14 protein-coding genes and 1 pseudogene are annotated in these 16,572 nt (G+C 61.3%); 9 read left to right on the top strand and 6 right to left on the bottom strand.

Annotation, left to right across the window (positions count from 1 at the left end; genetic code table 11):
* The first annotated feature begins 17 nt into the window (after positions 1-17).
* From F8N62_RS26555 to F8N62_RS32360, 3 genes and pseudogenes are all read left to right on the top strand, one after another.
* Positions 18-1,334 (top strand): Na+/H+ antiporter family protein, encoded by a 1,317-nt coding sequence (locus F8N62_RS26555; protein ID WP_191632451.1) that lies wholly within the window; start codon positions 18-20, stop codon positions 1,332-1,334.
* 164 nt (positions 1,335-1,498) lie between these two features.
* A pseudogene (locus F8N62_RS32365) lies at positions 1,499-2,275 on the top strand (cache domain-containing protein); the annotation flags it as partial.
* 84 nt (positions 2,276-2,359) lie between these two features.
* Positions 2,360-3,181 carry a methyl-accepting chemotaxis protein gene (locus F8N62_RS32360; RefSeq protein ID WP_412071988.1) on the top strand — a complete coding sequence of 274 codons (822 nt, stop codon included), beginning with the start codon at positions 2,360-2,362 and terminating at the stop codon, positions 3,179-3,181.
* Positions 3,182-3,320: 139 nt separating this feature from the next.
* Here F8N62_RS32360 and F8N62_RS26545 read toward each other — a convergent pair whose 3' ends face one another.
* Complete coding sequence (locus F8N62_RS26545) at positions 3,321-4,256, bottom strand: LysR family transcriptional regulator (protein ID WP_150713450.1); 936 nt, start codon at positions 4,254-4,256, stop codon at positions 3,321-3,323.
* A 245-nt stretch (positions 4,257-4,501) separates the two neighbouring features.
* Here F8N62_RS26545 and F8N62_RS26535 point away from each other — a divergent pair, with 245 nt between their 5' ends.
* The 3 genes from F8N62_RS26535 to F8N62_RS26525 all read left to right on the top strand — a co-directional run bounded on the left by F8N62_RS26535 (position 4,502) and on the right by F8N62_RS26525 (position 5,756).
* Positions 4,502-4,987: a DMT family transporter gene (locus tag F8N62_RS26535; RefSeq protein ID WP_150713449.1), complete on the top strand. Its 486-nt coding sequence runs from the start codon at positions 4,502-4,504 to the stop codon at positions 4,985-4,987.
* Positions 4,987-5,442 carry a DMT family transporter gene (locus F8N62_RS26530; RefSeq protein WP_191632450.1) on the top strand — a complete coding sequence of 152 codons (456 nt, stop codon included), beginning with the start codon at positions 4,987-4,989 and terminating at the stop codon, positions 5,440-5,442. Before F8N62_RS26535 ends, F8N62_RS26530 begins: the two co-directional genes overlap by 1 nt.
* A 149-nt stretch (positions 5,443-5,591) precedes the next feature.
* On the top strand, positions 5,592-5,756 hold the full coding sequence (locus F8N62_RS26525) for a metallothionein (RefSeq protein ID WP_150713447.1): 165 nt from the start codon (positions 5,592-5,594) through the stop codon (positions 5,754-5,756).
* A 133-nt stretch (positions 5,757-5,889) separates the two neighbouring features.
* On the opposite strand, the gene F8N62_RS26520 is transcribed toward F8N62_RS26525, so the two are convergent.
* A complete protein-coding gene (locus F8N62_RS26520; protein ID WP_008152143.1) occupies positions 5,890-6,117 on the bottom strand; it encodes a DUF6555 family protein in 228 nt (75 codons plus the stop codon).
* Between the two features lie 382 nt (positions 6,118-6,499).
* On the opposite strand from F8N62_RS26520, the gene selD reads away from it, so the two are divergent.
* On the top strand, positions 6,500-7,534 hold the full coding sequence (gene selD / locus F8N62_RS26515; protein ID WP_150713446.1) for a selenide, water dikinase SelD: 1,035 nt from the start codon (positions 6,500-6,502) through the stop codon (positions 7,532-7,534).
* On the top strand, positions 7,534-8,631 hold the full coding sequence (gene mnmH / locus F8N62_RS26510) for a tRNA 2-selenouridine(34) synthase MnmH (RefSeq protein ID WP_150713445.1): 1,098 nt from the start codon (positions 7,534-7,536) through the stop codon (positions 8,629-8,631). The genes selD and mnmH overlap by 1 nt, the downstream gene beginning before the upstream one ends.
* Before the next feature lie 157 nt (positions 8,632-8,788).
* On the opposite strand, the gene F8N62_RS26505 is transcribed toward mnmH, so the two are convergent.
* The gene (locus F8N62_RS26505; protein WP_150713444.1) at positions 8,789-9,844 is read right to left on the bottom strand and encodes a permease; all 1,056 of its coding nucleotides are present in this window, start codon (positions 9,842-9,844) and stop codon (positions 8,789-8,791) included.
* A gap of 83 nt (positions 9,845-9,927) precedes the next feature.
* A complete protein-coding gene (locus F8N62_RS26500; protein WP_150713443.1) occupies positions 9,928-10,599 on the bottom strand; it encodes a histidine phosphatase family protein in 672 nt (223 codons plus the stop codon).
* Positions 10,600-10,971: 372 nt separating this feature from the next.
* Here F8N62_RS26500 and F8N62_RS26495 point away from each other — a divergent pair, with 372 nt between their 5' ends.
* The gene (locus F8N62_RS26495; protein WP_150713442.1) at positions 10,972-11,670 is read left to right on the top strand and encodes a glutathione binding-like protein; all 699 of its coding nucleotides are present in this window, start codon (positions 10,972-10,974) and stop codon (positions 11,668-11,670) included.
* A 226-nt stretch (positions 11,671-11,896) separates the two neighbouring features.
* Here the strand turns inward: F8N62_RS26495 and F8N62_RS26485 are convergent, their stop codons facing one another.
* Together F8N62_RS26485 and F8N62_RS26475 are read right to left on the bottom strand one after the other, a co-directional pair.
* The gene (locus tag F8N62_RS26485; protein WP_150713441.1) at positions 11,897-13,426 is read right to left on the bottom strand and encodes an FAD-dependent oxidoreductase; all 1,530 of its coding nucleotides are present in this window, start codon (positions 13,424-13,426) and stop codon (positions 11,897-11,899) included.
* Between the two features lie 271 nt (positions 13,427-13,697).
* On the bottom strand, positions 13,698-15,920 hold the full coding sequence (locus tag F8N62_RS26475; protein WP_150713439.1) for a TonB-dependent receptor: 2,223 nt from the start codon (positions 15,918-15,920) through the stop codon (positions 13,698-13,700).
* Positions 15,921-16,572 lie beyond the last annotated feature (652 nt).

Raw genomic sequence — 16,572 nt, 5'->3', positions numbered from 1 at the left:
GCCCTGAGGTAACGATGATTAATGCTGTAATTGCCGCGGTCGGCGTCATGCTGGTCCTCAGCCTGTCCCGTGTGCATGTCGTGATCGCGCTGATTGTCGGCGCGCTGGTGGGTGGTCTGACCGGTGGCCTGGGCATCGACGCCACGTTGAAAGCCTTCAACAGCGGCCTCGGCGGCGGGGCGACGGTGGCGTTGTCCTATGCGCTGCTCGGCGCGTTTGCAGTGGCGATTGCCAAGTCCGGGCTGGCCCATGCGCTGGCGGACAAGGCGCTGGCGATGGTCGATCGCCAGCACGCCAGTGGCGGTGGTTCGGTCAAGTGGTTGTTGATCGGCTTGCTCTGGGTGGTGGCCATTGCTTCGCAAAACATTCTGCCGATACACATCGCTTTTATTCCGCTGCTGGTACCGCCGCTTCTATATGTGCTGACCAAGCTGCAACTGGATCGCCGGTTGATCGCCTGCGTCATCACGTTCGGTCTGATCACGCCGTACATGTTCCTGCCGGTGGGCTTCGGCAACATCTTCCTCAATGAAATCCTGCTGGCCAACGTGGCCCGCAGTGGCGTGGACATCAGCGGCATCAACGTCACCCATGCGATGGGTATTCCCGCGCTGGGCATGGTCGTGGGGCTGGCGGTGGCGTTTATCAGTTACCGCAAGAAGCGCGTCTACGACCTGGCGAAGATCGAGCAGGTCGAGCAGGTCGCGGTGCAGTACAACCCGCTGAGCCTGATGGTCGCAGGAGTGGCCATCGCCGCGGCGTTCATTATTCAGCTGTTGCTGGACTCGATGATTATCGGTGCGCTGGCAGGGTTCCTGATCTTCTCGGTGTCGGGCATTGTGAAGTGGCGCGACACCGACGACCTGTTCACCGAAGGCATGAAGATGATGGCGATGATCGGCTTCATCATGATCGCCGCATCCGGGTTTGCCGAAGTGATGAAAGCCACCGGTGAGGTGCAGACGCTGGTGCAAACGTCGGCGGCATGGATCGGGCACAGCAAGGGCATCGGCGCGCTGTTGATGTTATTGGTCGGCTTGCTGGTGACCATGGGCATTGGCTCGTCGTTTTCCACGGTGCCGATTCTGGCGGCGATTTTTGTGCCGCTGTGCGTGCAGCTGGGTTTCAGCCCGATTGCCATCGTCTGCATCGTCGGTACCGCCGGGGCGCTGGGCGATGCGGGTTCGCCAGCTTCCGACTCGACGCTCGGCCCGACTTCCGGTTTGAACATCGATGGCCAGCATCACCACATCTGGGACACCGTGGTCCCGACCTTCCTGCATTACAACCTGCCGCTGCTGGCGTTTGGCTGGGTGGCGGCGATGGTCCTCTGATTCAAGATCAAAAGATCGCAGCCTGCGGCAGCTCCTACAGGACACACCATAGGCCCCTGTAGGAGCTGCCGCAGGCTGCGATCTTGTCTGGCGCATTCAACTTTTGACCCGGCGTGCCGTTAAAGCCTTTAACCACGCCAACAAAATCAAAAGAGTGAACCGTCATGCGCATGAGCCTGAAGGCTAAAGTCCTGTCCCTTGCCGTCCTCCCGGTGCTGCTCTTTGCGCTGGTCATCAGCCTGACCACGTTATTCGTTCTGCAGAACCAGGCTCGTCAGGAAGTCGAGGAAACGCGCCAGCGCTTGCTCAGCGATGCCAAGGCCACCCTGCAAAGTTACGTCGCTGTGGCCATGACCGCGATCAAACCCCTCTACGACGCTGCCGCCCCGGGCGACGACGCGGCGCGGGCGCAGGTGGTCAAATTGCTGTCGAGCATCAGCTACGGCAAGGAAGGCTACTTCTTCGGTTACGATTCCAACACCGTGCGCCTGTTCAAGGCCAACAGCCCCGAAGGCGTGGGCCAGAGCTTCAAGGACAACCGTGACCCGAACGGTGTCTACGTCAACCGCGACCTGGTGAAAGTCGCCAAGGACGGCACCCATTATCTGCAATACAGCTCGCCGCTACCCGGCAACACCCAGGTGCTGGTGCCGAAACTCGGTTACACCGAGTACCTGCCGAAGTGGGACATGGCGGTCGGCACCTCGGTCAACCTCGACGGTATCGAAGCCCAGGTCGCGGTGGTCGAAGCCAAGGTCCAGGAGCGCATGGAAGGCGTATTGCTGAGCATTATCGGCATCGCCGCCGTCTTGCTGCTGGTGATCGCTGCCGCCGGGATGCTGCTGGCCAATACCATTTTGCGTCCGCTGAACCAGATGAAGGCCAACCTCGACGACATCGCGGCAGGCGAGGGCGACCTGACCCGGCGCCTGACCATCACCAGCCACGACGAACTCGGCGAACTGGCCGGCTCGTTCAATCGCTTCGTCGACAAGATCCACGGTCTGGTGCGGCAGATCACCGAAATGACCTCGCAACTGACCGGGCTGGTAAATCAGGTGTCCGATCAGGCCCAGCGTTCGGATCAGGCCATGGAGCGTCAGCGTCACGAGACCGATCAGGTCGCCACGGCGATCAACGAGATGTCAGCGGCCGCGCAGGAAGTGGCGAAAAGTGCGCAGAACGCGGCAGTGGCGGCGCAGCAGACTGACGAAGAAGGCCAGGCGGCCAAGCGTGTGGTGGCGGGCAGCATCGTAAAGATTCATGCGCTGGTCGACGACATTCGCAGCAGCGGCGTGTCCCTCGACAGCTTGCAAAAGGACGTGTCGTCGATTGTCAGCGTGCTCGGGGTGATTCGTTCGATTGCCGATCAGACCAACCTGTTGGCGCTCAACGCCGCCATCGAAGCGGCGCGCGCCGGTGAGGCGGGCCGTGGTTTTGCGGTGGTGGCCGACGAGGTGCGGGCACTGGCCAGTCGTACGCAAATCAGCACCCAGGAAATCCAGGGCATGATCGACCGTTTGCAGGCGGGCACCCAGTCTGCGGTCGAAGCCATGCGCCGTTCCAGCGAAGCGGGTGACGGCACGTCGGCGCAGGCCAACGAAGCGGGGGCGTCGCTCGATACCATGGCGCAGCTGATCGGCACCATTAACTCGATGAACGCGCAGATCGCCAGCGCCGCCGAAGAGCAGACCGCCGTGGCCGAAGAGATCAATCGCAGCGTGCATCAGATCGCGGTGGCCGTGGACAACGTGGCCGACGAAACCCAACTCGGCGCCCAGACGTCCCGCAGCCTGGCCGACCTCGGCCAGCGCTTGGGCGGTCTGGTTGGCCAGTTCCGCATCTGACACCACGCAAACCCCCTGTAGGAGCGAGCTTGCTCGCGAGAAACGTCCCGACAATGCGTTCATTCAGACAGCACGCGTTATCGTTGTCGTCCATCGCGAGCAAGCTCGCTCCTACAGTGGATCGCGGGGTTGCAGGACATCATGGTCTGTCCCAATACGGCACCGCACCAAAGCACTCGACATAGAAGTCAATCACCGTGCGCACCTTCACCGACAGCCGCCGACTGCCGGGCCAGAGCACGGCGATCTGTTGCGGCTCGAGGCTGTTGGACACTTGATAATCCCCCAGCACCGGCACCAGCGTGCCGTTGCGCACCGCTTCGCCAATCAGCCATGACGGAAACATCACCAGCCCCAGGCCTTGTTCAGCGGCTTGAGTGAGGGTGTCGGCGTGGTTGCCGGTGATCGGGCCCTTCACCGTGTAGGGTGTCCAGTCCTGCTGACCCTTGCGGAAAAACCAGCGCTGTTGGCCGGTCACGCCTTTGTAAGCCAGGCATTGATGCGCCGCCAGGTCTTCGGGATGTTGCGGGGTGCCCTGGCGTTTGAGGTAGGCCGGGCTGGCGGCGACCTGGAAGCGATGGGGCGCCAGAACCCGCGCCTGCATGCTCGAATCGTGCAGCGCGCCGATGCGAAACAGCAGGTCCGCACCTTCTTGCAGCGGGTCGACATAGCTGTCGGTCTGCTGGATATCCAGCTGCAACTTCGGATAACGCTCGCACAATAACCCCAGCCACGGCGTCAGATGCCGCTGCCCGAACACCACGGGCGCGTTGATCCGCACCAGTCCGCTGGGTTCGCTTTGCTGTTCCTGCAAGGCTTGTTCGGCCTCTTCGAGTTGCACCAGCACCAACCGCGCATGGTGGCCGAGCATGCGTCCGGCTTCGGTGGGCGTGACCGCACGGGTGTGGCGGTAGAGCAGTTGCTGATTCAGCGCCTGTTCCATCAATTGGATCTGTCGGGAAATCGACGAGGGCGCCAAGCCTTCACGGCGGGCGACTTCGGAAAAACTGCCGTGGTCCAGTACCGCTACGAAAAGTCGCAGTGCCTTGAATCCCAGTTCGTTGAGCCCGTGCATGATCAATCCTGCTGTGCGCGTTGTGCAAAAGTGTTGTCCGGATGCTCCCATTTATCGCAAAGGATCGCCAGCCGATAATGCACGCCAATTTCACGGCAACGCGGATCAACGGTGGGAGCGAGCCTGCTCGCGATGATGGATAACGATAACGCTGGCTTTCTGAAGGGACGCGGCGCTCTCAAGTCCATCGCGAGCAAGCTCGCTCCTACAGGGTTCGCGCCTTCATCGATTACAAGGTGTTACCTATGCAATCTGCTTCTATCGACATCGCTGTCAAACCAGCGATCAAACCGGGACTGCGGCTGATGCTGCTGCCCTTGGTCATTCTCGCCGGCATGGGCCTTTCCGTTGAGGCCGGTTTGCTCGGCCCGCTCGGGGTTCAAGTCGGGCACTTGTGGGCCACGTTGAGCATCTTCGGCGTCGGCTCGGCGATTCTGTTTTTGCTGCTGTTGTTCAGCGGTCGGCAAAAAGGGCCGGCATTCGGTGAGCTGCCGCGCTGGCAGCTGATCGGCGGTTTCCTCGGGCCGATGTACGTGGTGGTGCTGACGCTGGCCACGCCGCACATCGGTATCGCGATGACGATGATCGCAATCCTGTCCGGGCAGGTCGGCAAAAGTGTGCTGATCGACCATTTCGGCTGGTTCGGTGCGACGCGCAAGAAGGTCAATTTTGAACGCTGGCTGGCCTTGCTGCTGATTGTCGCGGCACTTGTTCTGATTGCTCGGGGTTGATGATGAATCTGATTATTTTGTTGGCGGTGGTTGTGGCCGCCGGTGCGGTGTTGAGTGTGCAAGCGGCGATCAATGGGCGCCTTGGAGAAACGGTCGGTGTGCTGCGCAGTAGTTTGTTGACCTTCGTAGTGGGGGCCGTGAGCACCGGGTTGCTGATTCTGTTTTTCGAACCGGCGCACGCGGTGAGCCTGCTCGACGTGCCGAAATGGCAGCTCAGCGGCGCACTGTTCGGCGTGGTGTACATGATGGTCATGGTCGGTGCGGTGCCGCGAGTCGGAGCGGCCGTGGCGACGGTGGCGGTGATCGTCGGCCAGTTGGGCATGGGGATGTTGATCGACAACTTCGGCTGGCTGGGTAACCCGGCGATCGAATTGTCCGGCAGCCGGATATTGGCGATGGTGTGCCTGGGGCTGGCGCTGGTGTTCATGTATCGCAGCAGCACGCGTCAGGCCTGACATATGCCTCGTAGGAGTTGCCGAAGGCTCGGGCCGCGTTCGGACGATCTTTAAAGCAAGATCAAAAGATCGCAGCCTGCGGCAGCTCCTACACTGGGGGGTACGGATCGCATCCGCGACCGGACGACCACACCCATGGAGTCAGACTCATGATCGACAGCAATAGCACCTGCGACTGCCCGAAATGCTCCTGCAAACTGGGCGAACATCCGATAGCGCGCCACGGCAAGCACTATTGCTGCGAAGCCTGCGCCAAGCACCATGAACACGGTGAAGAATGCGCGAGCAAAGGCTGCAAGTGCAGCCATAAATGACCTGTACCCCGTGCATTGTAGGAGCGAGCTTGCTCGCGATGGACGTCAACGATTAAGCGATTTGTCTGAGTACACGCGGCGTCTATGAGTCCATCGCGAGCGAGCTCGCTCCTACATTGGTTCCTGCCGCCGGTTAATTCGCCGGTCGCCATTTGACGTTTTCCACACCAAATTTCTCCGCCATCGGTTTGCTGGTTTTTTGCACCTTCTCACGGCCGAAGCGCGGGATCCGGCCCACGCCGGCGTCGCAGCTTGCCCAATGCCAGGCCTCCGCATTATCCATCTTGTCGAGGCGGATGATGAAAGACTTGGGGGCGCCATGAAGGGTGTATTCAATGACGAAAAGTTTTGCGTTGTTCATAAAGCCCGTCTTCCTCCCTGTGGTAATAGAAGGATCGTCGGCGCTGCGGAAAATTCAGTTGGATTGTCAGACGGTTGCCGCTGGTGGCGACCAGACTTGTCGCTGGTCACCCTGGATGTTCAGAAAACCCCAATGATTGCTGCCCATGGCCCTCGCCGCGCATTTACTCGCGCGCGGTGAGGGCTTACGCCTTCGCACTGTTCAAGTAGGAGCTGCCGCAGGCTGCGATCTTTTGAACGTGCCCTGAAACAGGAGCAAAAAATCGCAGCCTGCGGCAGCTCCTACGCGGCGCGACTCGCGGTTTTTTTCGCTGCCTTACCTCCGTGCAAAAAATAGGCTTGCTGTAGACTCCTCGGCAACGACTTCACGAGGTGTTTCCCCCATGAGCGAGCCGATCCGGCTGACCCAGTACAGCCACGGCGCAGGTTGTGGCTGCAAGATTTCTCCCCAGGTGCTGGAAGTGATTCTGGCCGGCAGCGGGGCGCAGAACCTCGACCCGAAACTCTGGGTCGGCAATGCCTCGCGCGATGACGCCGCGGTGTACGCGATCGATGAAGAGCGCGGCGTGGTCTCGACCACCGACTTCTTCATGCCCATCGTCGATGACCCCTTCGATTTCGGCCGCATCGCCGCCACCAATGCCATCAGCGATATCTACGCCATGGGCGGCGATCCGTTGATGGCGATTGCGATTCTCGGCTGGCCGGTCAACGTGCTGGCCCCGGAGATCGCCCGGGAAGTGATTCGCGGCGGGCGCTCAGTGTGCGACGAGGCTGGAATCCCCTTGGCCGGTGGGCACTCCATCGACGCGCCCGAGCCGATCTTCGGCCTGGCCGTCACCGGTCTGGTGAACAAACGCGACATGAAGCGCAACGACACCGCCACCGTCGGTTGCCGGCTCTACCTCACCAAACCCCTGGGCATCGGCATCCTCACCACCGCCGAGAAAAAGGGCAAGTTGCGCCACGCCGACATCGGCCTGGCGCGCGACTGGATGTGTACGTTGAACAAACCCGGCAGCCGCTTCGGCAAGCTCGACGGCGTGACCGCGATGACCGACGTCACCGGTTTTGGCCTGCTGGGGCATCTGGTGGAAATGGCCGACGGCAGCAACGTCACTGCGCGTATCGAATACGACCGTGTCCCGCGTCTGCCGGGCGTCGAGTATTACCTCGAGCAAGGCTGTGTGCCGGGTGGGACGCTGCGCAATTTCGACAGTTACGCCAGCAAACTCGGGCGCCTTCAGGAACTGCACAAGCGCGTGCTCTGCGATCCGCAAACCAGCGGTGGCCTGCTGGTGGCGGTCACCCCCGAAGGCAACGCGCAATTCCTTCAGGTCGCCGCCGAACTGGGCCTGACCCTTGAACCTATCGGTGAGCTGGTTGAGCGACAGACCAACGCGGTCGAGGTGTTCTGATGCCCATTCAGTTCACCGATTACCGCGACCTCTTCCTCAACGACCGGCCGATGATGGACGCCCGCGCGCCGGTCGAATTCGCCAAGGGTTCGTTTCCGGGCGTGGTCAACCTGCCGCTGATGAATGACAGCGAGCGGCAACGGGTCGGTACTTGCTACAAGGAACACGGGCAGCAAGCGGCCATCGTCATGGGGCACCAACTGGTGTCCGGCGACATCAAGGCCGAGCGCATCCATGCCTGGGCCGATTTTGCCCGGGCGCATCCTGAAGGTTATTTGTATTGTTTTCGCGGCGGCTTGCGTTCGCAGATCGTCCAGCAGTGGCTCAAGGACGAGGCGGGCATCGATTATCCGCGGGTCGGCGGTGGCTACAAGGCCATGCGCACCTTTTTGCTGGAGACGATCGATCAGGCGCTGGCGCACTGTGATTTCGTCCTGCTGGGCGGCATGACTGGCACCGGCAAGACCGAAGTGCTCACCCAATTGCGCAACGGCCTGGACCTGGAAGGCCACGCCAATCATCGCGGCTCCAGTTTCGGCAAGCGCGCCACGGGACAACCGTCCAACATCGATTTTGAAAACCGCCTGGCCGTCGATGTGCTGAAAAAGCGCAGTCACGGTATCGAGCAGTTCGTGCTGGAGGACGAAAGCCGCATGGTCGGCAGCTGCGCCTTGCCGTTGCCGTTGTTCCAGGGCATGCAAAGGTTTCCGATGATCTGGCTGGAAGACAGCCTTGAAGGGCGGGTCGAACGAATCCTGCGCGATTACGTGGTGGACCTGTGTGCCGAGTTCATCGGCGTTTACGGTGATGACGGCTTCGGGCTGTTTTGCGAACGGTTGCTCGCGAGCCTGAACAACATTCAAAAACGCCTGGGCGGCGAACGCCATCGGCGTCTGTTGATTTTGATGGAGGAGGCGCTGGCGGAGCAGGGGCGCAGCGGCGCGGTTGACCTGCACCGGGGCTGGATCGAGGGGTTGCTGGGTGAGTATTACGACCCGATGTATGCGTTTCAGCGGGAGAAGAAGGGCGCGCGGATTGAGTTTGCCGGGGAGAGCGGGGCGGTTCTCGAGTACCTTCGCGAGCGTTTACATCAATGAGGCTGGCGCAAGACTCATCGGCCTCATCGGCCTCATCGGCCTCATCGCGGGCAAGCCCGCTCCCACACTGATGGTGTGGACACCACTGATCCAATGTGGGAGCGGGCTTGCCCCGGGCGGCGTTCCGACGATGGGGGCCTCACAGGCGCTACAAATCTTAAAGCAACGCCGCCCCGACCAACCCGCTGACCACCCCGACACCCATGGTCATCAGCGCCACGCTCACCAGCACCCGGCCATCGAAATCCTTGCGCAGCATCAACAGCGACGGCAGGCTGATGCTCGGCAGGGTCATCAACAGCGCCACCGCCGGCGCGGTGCCCATACCCAACGTCATCATGGTTTGTACGATAGGGATTTCCGCTGCGGTGGGAATCACGAACAGCGTGCCGATGATCGCCAGCGGCACCAGCCACAGCAGACTGTTGGCCATCGCACCGTCAATGTGCGGAAACACCCAGACCCGCACCGCGCCCAATACCATCACCGCGAGGATGTAGACCGGGATGGTGCTCCAGAACAGTTGCCACAGGGTTTTCGCCCAACGGGTCAGGAACGGTTGCGAATCTGTCGTGCTGACCTCGGCCACCGCGTCAACCGCCGCTTCCGGCAACGCCTCAGGGCCACTGATGCGCTGGGCGATCATCGACACGCCGAACACCAGCACAGTCCCCGCGATCAGCCGGATAACCGTGAACCCCCAACCCAGCACAAAGCCCATGAACACCAGGGTGGCCGGGTTGAGCACCGGGTTGCCGATCCAGAACGCCAGCGCCGCGCCGACCGAGACGTTCGAACGGCGCATGCTCGCGGCCACAGGCGCCGCGCAGCACGAGCACATCATCCCCGGCAGGGCGAACAGCCCACCGCGCACCGTCGACGCAAATCCGGCGCGGCCAAACAGGCGCAGCAGCCAGTCGCGGGGAATCAGCACTTGCAGCAGGGAGCCGAGGATGATCGCCAGCACCGCCGCTTTCCAGATCGCCAGGAAATACACCTTGGCGTAGGTCAGCGCTGCCGCGAGCGGCGCAGTCTGTGAGTCGTTGAGGATGGAGGCGCCGATGCTGTGGTTGTCAGCTGCGACGAAGGCTTTGATGTAGTAGGGCGACCACTTGACGTAGTAAAGCCCGATACAGGCCACCAGGACAAACAGGGCGGGTTTCCACCAGAACGACCAGCCCCGGGCGGGGTTGGCTGTGGTTGAGAGCGACATGGAGAGGTTCCGCACAGAAGAAAGATGACTGCATGATAGCCCAGCCCCCCGCCCGTGGTCGTCTCGGGTGTGGAACGCCGGGTTTATGTCGGACAGGTTTCCTGACCGTTATCCAGGCCTTGCTTATAGCTGTGGCTCTGCAGACTGGCCTTGCCGTTGTGCCAGGTGAGGGTCAGCACGTACAGCGAGTCGAAGTCGCTGGAGGCCCAATCGTCGGTGATGTTCTGTTTCTTGCCAACGGCTTCACCGGCGACCTTGTTGATCAGCTCGGGCAAGTAGCCGTGGGACCAGGCGGTGTAGATCACCGAGTTGTGGTACTTGTCGTGGAGCAGTTCGTCGGCCAGGTCGCTGGTGTCGTTGGCCGAGAAATTGATGTTCACCGGCAAGCCGAGTTTGATCGCGCTGGGGCTGATGGTCATCAGCGGGCGAATGTAGCTGTAGGAATTATCCAGTTCGCCTTCCTCAACATTGCGCGTCGGGTTGGCGGCAAACACGTAGTTGGCCTTGCCGAATTTTTCCGGGAGCAAGGTCGCCAGGTCGATGGCGCGGTTCAGGCCCTGGCAATTGAGCTGGCCAAGGCCGCCTTCAGGCTTTTCCGCGTGGCGCAGAAAGACCAGCGTCTGTGTGCCGTCAGCCGGTTGGGCGCGGCTTTCGCTGATTTCCAGTGCCAGGAACAGCGCACTGACGCCCAACAGGGTGGGCAGCACAAGATAGGCGCGATGCTTGAAACGTTGGAAAAATTTCAAGATTTTCATAAGGGAATACAAGTTCTTCAGCGCATTCGGTTAAGGCTGACAAACCTTTACACCCCGCGCTCCCAGCGTCGGGTGTTTTCCATGTCGTTGAGCCGGTCCGTTTCCGAAAAGGCAGTACTCAGAGTCCACTGACGCCCGTTTGGTTCGATTCCGGCGGCGTGCGCAGCAATGTACCGACAACCTTGAACGGATTGGAGCAGAGGTTATCGACAGGATGTTGCGGATTTATGGACACAGTACACGGGGCGTTGCCAATCAAGGGCTAACATCGTTCGATCTTGGTTATCAACAAAAATGATGACGTTAAAAGATCGCAGTTTTCGGCGGCTACATTATGATCCGTGTTCTCATTTTTTCCCGTGGATGCTCCCGATGACTGATCTGTCTGCGTTCCCCATTACCCAAAAATGGCCGGCCCAATACCCCGAATGGATCCAGCTCTATTCATTGCCGACCCCCAACGGCGTCAAAGTCTCGATCATGCTGGAAGAAACCGGCCTGCCCTATGAAGCCCATCGTGTGGGCTTCGAGACCAACGACCAGTTGTCTGCCGAGTTTCTGTCGCTGAACCCCAACAACAAGATCCCGGCCATCCTCGATCCCCATGGCCCCGATGACAAGCCGCTGCCGTTGTTCGAGTCCGGGGCCATTCTGATCTACCTCGCCGACAAAAGCGGGCAGTTGCTGGCCCAGGAGTCGGCAGCACGTTACGAGACTATTCAGTGGCTGATGTTTCAGATGGGTGGTATCGGCCCGATGTTCGGCCAGCTCGGTTTCTTCAATAAATTCGCCGGCAAGGACTACGAAGACAAACGTCCCCGGGACCGCTACGTCGAAGAAAGCAAACGGCTGTTGAAGGTGCTGGACGGACGCCTTGAAGGGCGCGACTGGATCATGGGCGAGCGCTACACCATCGCCGACATCGCAACGTTCCCCTGGGTGCGCAACCTGATCGGTTTCTATGAGGCGGGCGATCTGGTCGGCATCAAGGATTTCCCGAACGTGACGCGAGTGCTGGAGCGCTTCCTCGCGCGGCCGGCGGTGATGCGCGGTCTGGAAATCCCCAAGTAGTTCGAGTTCACCTGTGGGAGCGAGCCTGCTCGCGAAAGCGGTGTAACAGTCGACACCTGTATTGACTGATACACCGCCTTCGCGAGCAGGCTCGCTCCAACAGGAAATGCGCTGATTGTTGCGCCGGCGGCAAAGGTTTTATAAAAACCCAAAGATCGCAGCCTTCGGCAGCTCCTACAGGGGATTGGCTCTGTAGGAGCTGCCGAAGGCTGCGATCTTTTCGCGTTCAGTTGAAAAACGCGCGTATCCCGTGATCCCGAAAATACCGCTCGATCACCTTCGGATCTGAATTGGTTTCGGCAATCGCCACATAGGTATCCGGCCGCAAAAGATAAAACCCGTTGCGCCCCAGGCCCGCCGTTTCAAACGCCGGTCGCCAGTCAAACACATGCAACGGCAAATGGTGTTCGTGGCACCAGGCGATCATCTCGTCGCTGGTGTCGCCGTAGACATGCACCTGCCACTTCGGGCACTTCAACGATTCGAAATTATCCCCTTCACCGTCATGCGCCCAAGGCAACCGGTCGCCGCCGTGCACATGCCCGGCGACGCCGGTGCTCAACGACGTCCCGCGGTAGTTGAGGGTGATCTGCGACACCGTGCGAAACAGGAATTCGCGTGAGGTCTCGAACGAGGCCATTTTCGGCAGCAGGAACGGCGCCAGACGCGTGCGCAGCAAATCGGCGATACGCCCTTCGGCGGTGACGAAACTGAACACCCGGTCGGTGGTGGCCACCAGTTTTCGGGCGAAGGCGATGCGCTCGGGCTCATAGGTGTCGAGCAGTCTGGCTTCTGCGCTGCCGCTCAACACGGCCGCGAGTTTCCAGGCGAGGTTAATGGCATCGCCGATCCCGGTATTCATGCCCTGGCCGCCTGCGGGGCTGTGGACGTGGGCCGCGTCACCCAATAAAAAGGCGCGACCGCTGCGAAAGTGATCGGCTACCCGATGATGCACGCGGTAGGTCGAGAACCAGTTCACCTGTTCGATCTGCACCTTCAAATGCTCGATGGCGCGGCTGCTGACGTCTTCGAACTGCAGGGTTTCAGCCTGTTCGGCGCGTTCATCACGGACCGTTCCGATCAGCCTTGCGCGACCTTCGCCGGCCAAGGGAAACACCGCGAGAAAATCCGCTTCATCCAGGTCCAGATGCAGCTCGCCATTGAGGGCAGGCCCGCTGGCCTGAACGTCGGCCACGTAAAAAATCTGCTGGTAGGTGCCGCCGGGGAACCCGGTGTCCAGGGCTTTGCGCACCGTTGACCGGGCACCGTCGCAACCGGCGAGGTAACAGGCCTGACAGGTTTCCTGCTGACCATCGGGCAGTCTCAGCTGTGCGGTGATGCCGTCGCCGGATTCGTCGAAACGTTCCAGTTCGGTATTGCGCTCGACCCTGACGCCAAAGGCTTCCAGGCGTTGGATCAGCAACTGCTCGTGCTCGTCCTGCGGGAACATTTCGAGAAATGCGTAGGGCGTCAGACCCTCGCCGACCCGGCTCAAGGGCAAGCGCGCCACCGGTTCGCCCTGGACCCAGAAGTTGGCCGCCGCCACGCGATGCCCGGCCTTGATCACGGCGTCGCTAAGGTCGAGCTGGCGATACAATTCCAGCGTCCGTGCCTGCACGGCCAACGCTCGCGACGTGGTGCCGGGGCCCGCAGTCTTGTCGAGAATCCGCACGCTGATCCCCAGTTTGCTCAGCCACAACGCCAGCACCAGCCCGGTGGGGCCCGCGCCGATGATCAGCACGTCGCTACGATTCATCAGCAGTCTCCTCGTTGTGTCGAACCAGTATGGTTCAGCCGACGCCGGCAGACAGGCCGACCGCCGAACGGAAAAGGCCCCGCAGCCTTGAAGCTGCGGGGCCTTTTGAACATTGTAGGAGCGAGCTTGCTCGCGATGATCGTGAACGATAACGGGGTACAAAAGATGCCCCGAGGTGTCCTTGAGTTTTTCGTCGGAACGCCGCCCGGGGCAAGCTCGCTCCTACAAAGGGAATGCGGGGCAGCGTACTCAGGACCAGGCATGCCTGCGATCAGAAGTCGATGGTGCCCGACAGCTTCGCCACGCGCGGCTCGCCTTGGCTCAGGTAACCGCCCTGGGCGGATTCCCAGTATTTTTTGTTGGCCAGGTTTTCGACGCCAAAGCGCAACGTCACGTCTTTTTCCTGGACCTTGAAAGCGTAACGGGCGCCGGCATCGAAGCGATTCCAGGTTGGCAGGCTGAGGTTGTTCGCCGCGTCGGCGTATTGGCCGCCGGTGCGTAGCATTCGCGCGTTGAGTGCGACGCCCTGCAAGCCGGGCACGTCCCAATCCGCCGAGGCATTGAACTGGAAGGTCGGTACGCCGATCGCGTGGTTGCCGTCGGTGAGGCCGCCGGCGGTGTTTTTCAATTCGGTGTCCATCAGGGTCAGCCCGCTGATCAGGCGCAGGCCGCTGATCGGCTCGCCGAACACGTTGAGTTCTACGCCTTTGTTGATCTGTTCACCCTGGCGTACATATTCGGCGGTGGTCGAACTGGTAATCACCGAGTAACCGTCGCTCGGCTGTTCGATGCGATAGACGCCCAGGCTGGCGCCGTAAGTGCCCATGTCGACCTTGACGCCGGCCTCGACCTGTTTCGTCCGGGCCGGGGCGTAGGCCTGATTGCCGTTGGTGACGATGCGGTTGCCTGCGGTGGTCGGCGAGGTCGGGCCTTCAGCCAGGCCTTCGATGCGGTTGGCATAGAACGACACGTGGTCCCACGGCTTGAACACGATGCCGTATACCGGCGTGGTGATCGACTCGTCGTAGGAGGCGTTGCGGCTGCCGGAGCCGTAAGGCGCGTAGCCGTAGCCCTGCACTACCAATTGCTGGCGACGCAAGCCGACGGTCACCAACAGTCGATCATCGAAGAAGCCAAGGGTGTCGGACACCGCGCCACTGCGCGCGAAGGTTTTGCCGACGATGCCCGGATCATTCAGGTCGCCGCCGGTGAAGTTGCCCACGGGGGAGGGGGTGTCCACCGGGTGATAGATGTTGTTCGCGTAGCGAGTCAGGTCGAAATCGTAGGCGCTGCGCTGCTCGGTCCAGATGCCGGCCAGGCCGAAGTTGAGTTTATGAGTGACCGGGCCGGTCACGAAGTTGCCGTTGAGGCCGGCCATGACGCTGGTGTTGTCTTCGTCATGCGGAATGAAGGAACCGGTGGTCACCGAGCTGCCGTTGTTGCCCACCAGCGTGGTCGAGTTGTAGCGCCCGACCTCGCGGGTGTGTTTGGCGCCGCCGGCGGCGTAGGCGGTCCAGTTGTCGTTCAGGTCGTACTCGGCCCGCAGCATGCCGAAGGTGTCTTCGATCTCGCTGAAACCCCACTTCGGCGCGTAGTTGGTGTCGGCCGACGGCGCATCCGGGAGGTGGGTGGCGTTGCCGACGTTGACCGAGCTGCGACCGGCGTTGATCCGTTGCTTCTGGTACGCGAAGTCACCGGAAATGCGCAGGGCGTCGCCACGGTAATCGAGACCGATGGCGAACAGTTTGGAGCGCTGGTTTTCCTTGTCGATTGCGGTGTCGCCTTCGCGCTGCGCCAGGTTGACCCGCACACCGAAGCGGTTGTCCTCACCGAAGCGCTGGCCGAGGTCCAGGTGTTGACCGAGGCGACCTTCATCGCTGATGTCCGTGGTGAAACGGCGCAGCGGCACGTCGCCGGCCCGCTTGGGTTGCAGGTTGACGCCGCCGCCGATGCCGGAACCGCTCGGGGTCACGCCGTTGATGAACGCATTCGGTCCTTTGAACACTTCCACGCGTTCCAGCGCATCGGTGGAAATGATCTGGCGCGGCAGCACACCGTACAGGCCGTTATAGGAAATATCGTCGCCGTTCAGGGGCAGGCCGCGGATCATGAAAACCTGGGCCTGGTTGGAAAAACCACTGGCCTGACGCACCGAGGCATCGTTGAGCAACACGTCGGCGACGTCTTCGGCTTGCTGGTCCTGGATCAGTTGTTCGGTGTAGGAGGCCATGCTGAATGGCACGTCCATCATGTCCTGATTGCCCAACACGCCGAGCTGACCGCCCCGCGCCACCTGGCCACCGGCAAACGCAGGCGGCAGTTCGGACGGCGAGGGCGCCTGGGCGTTGATGTTGACGTTGTCCAGCACCATCGCCTTGCCGTCGTTTTCGGGATCGGTCGCAGGCGTTGCGGCGTAGGCCGTTACGGACAGGGAGCAGAGCAAGGCGATTAACGTCGGGCGAAAGGGCGCGCCGGATCGGGCTGGAGTAGTCATGTGGGTTCCTGGCGGCGTGCCGCCGATGGCTAGAAAAAAATACGGCGCGGGAACTCCTTGCGCAAATGCGACTCCAGGTGCGAATGATAGTGGTTACCAGTTGCGTTGCACAATGTGTTTGTCAGATCGGTCTGTAGGAAATGGTCCAGTTTGGTGAAACCTGTGGAGCGAGCCTGCTCGCGAAGAGGGAGTGTCAGTCGCCATCAATGTTGACTGACCCACCGCCTTCGCGAGCAGGCTCGCTCCCACAGGGAATCATTCCAAGTCCAGAGGATGTGCACGATCAAACCAGCGCGGCGCGCCCGCTTGATGCCCCGGTCGGCCCAGAGGCCGCCGCGGTTTTGCTGTTGCGGTGAGCGCCCCATCGAGAGGCCGAGTGCAGGTTCTGCGCAGTGGGTAACCCGGCATGGATGCCGGGTTAGCCGCCCCCGGCCATGGATGGCCGATGGCGGCGGGCCCACGGAGCAGGACCGGAGCGAGGGCATGCCGAGCACTAGCGAGGCACCGAACGACAGGGGCAAGAGCGCTTGGTTACTTGCCGCTTTTGCAAGTGACTCGCCGTAAGGGCGAAACCAATGGCCGCCGTTACCCAGAAAACGGATATACACCCAGCGCTTGGTCTAAACATCCGAGCAAGTCCGCTTCCACAGGT

The sequence above is a fragment of the Pseudomonas fluorescens genome, from assembly GCF_902497785.1.
GTDB classification, from domain to species: Bacteria; Pseudomonadota; Gammaproteobacteria; order Pseudomonadales; family Pseudomonadaceae; genus Aquipseudomonas; species Aquipseudomonas fluorescens_BO.
The sequence above is the reverse complement of the archived record's forward strand: the minus strand, read 5'-3'. Positions and strand labels throughout refer to the sequence as shown.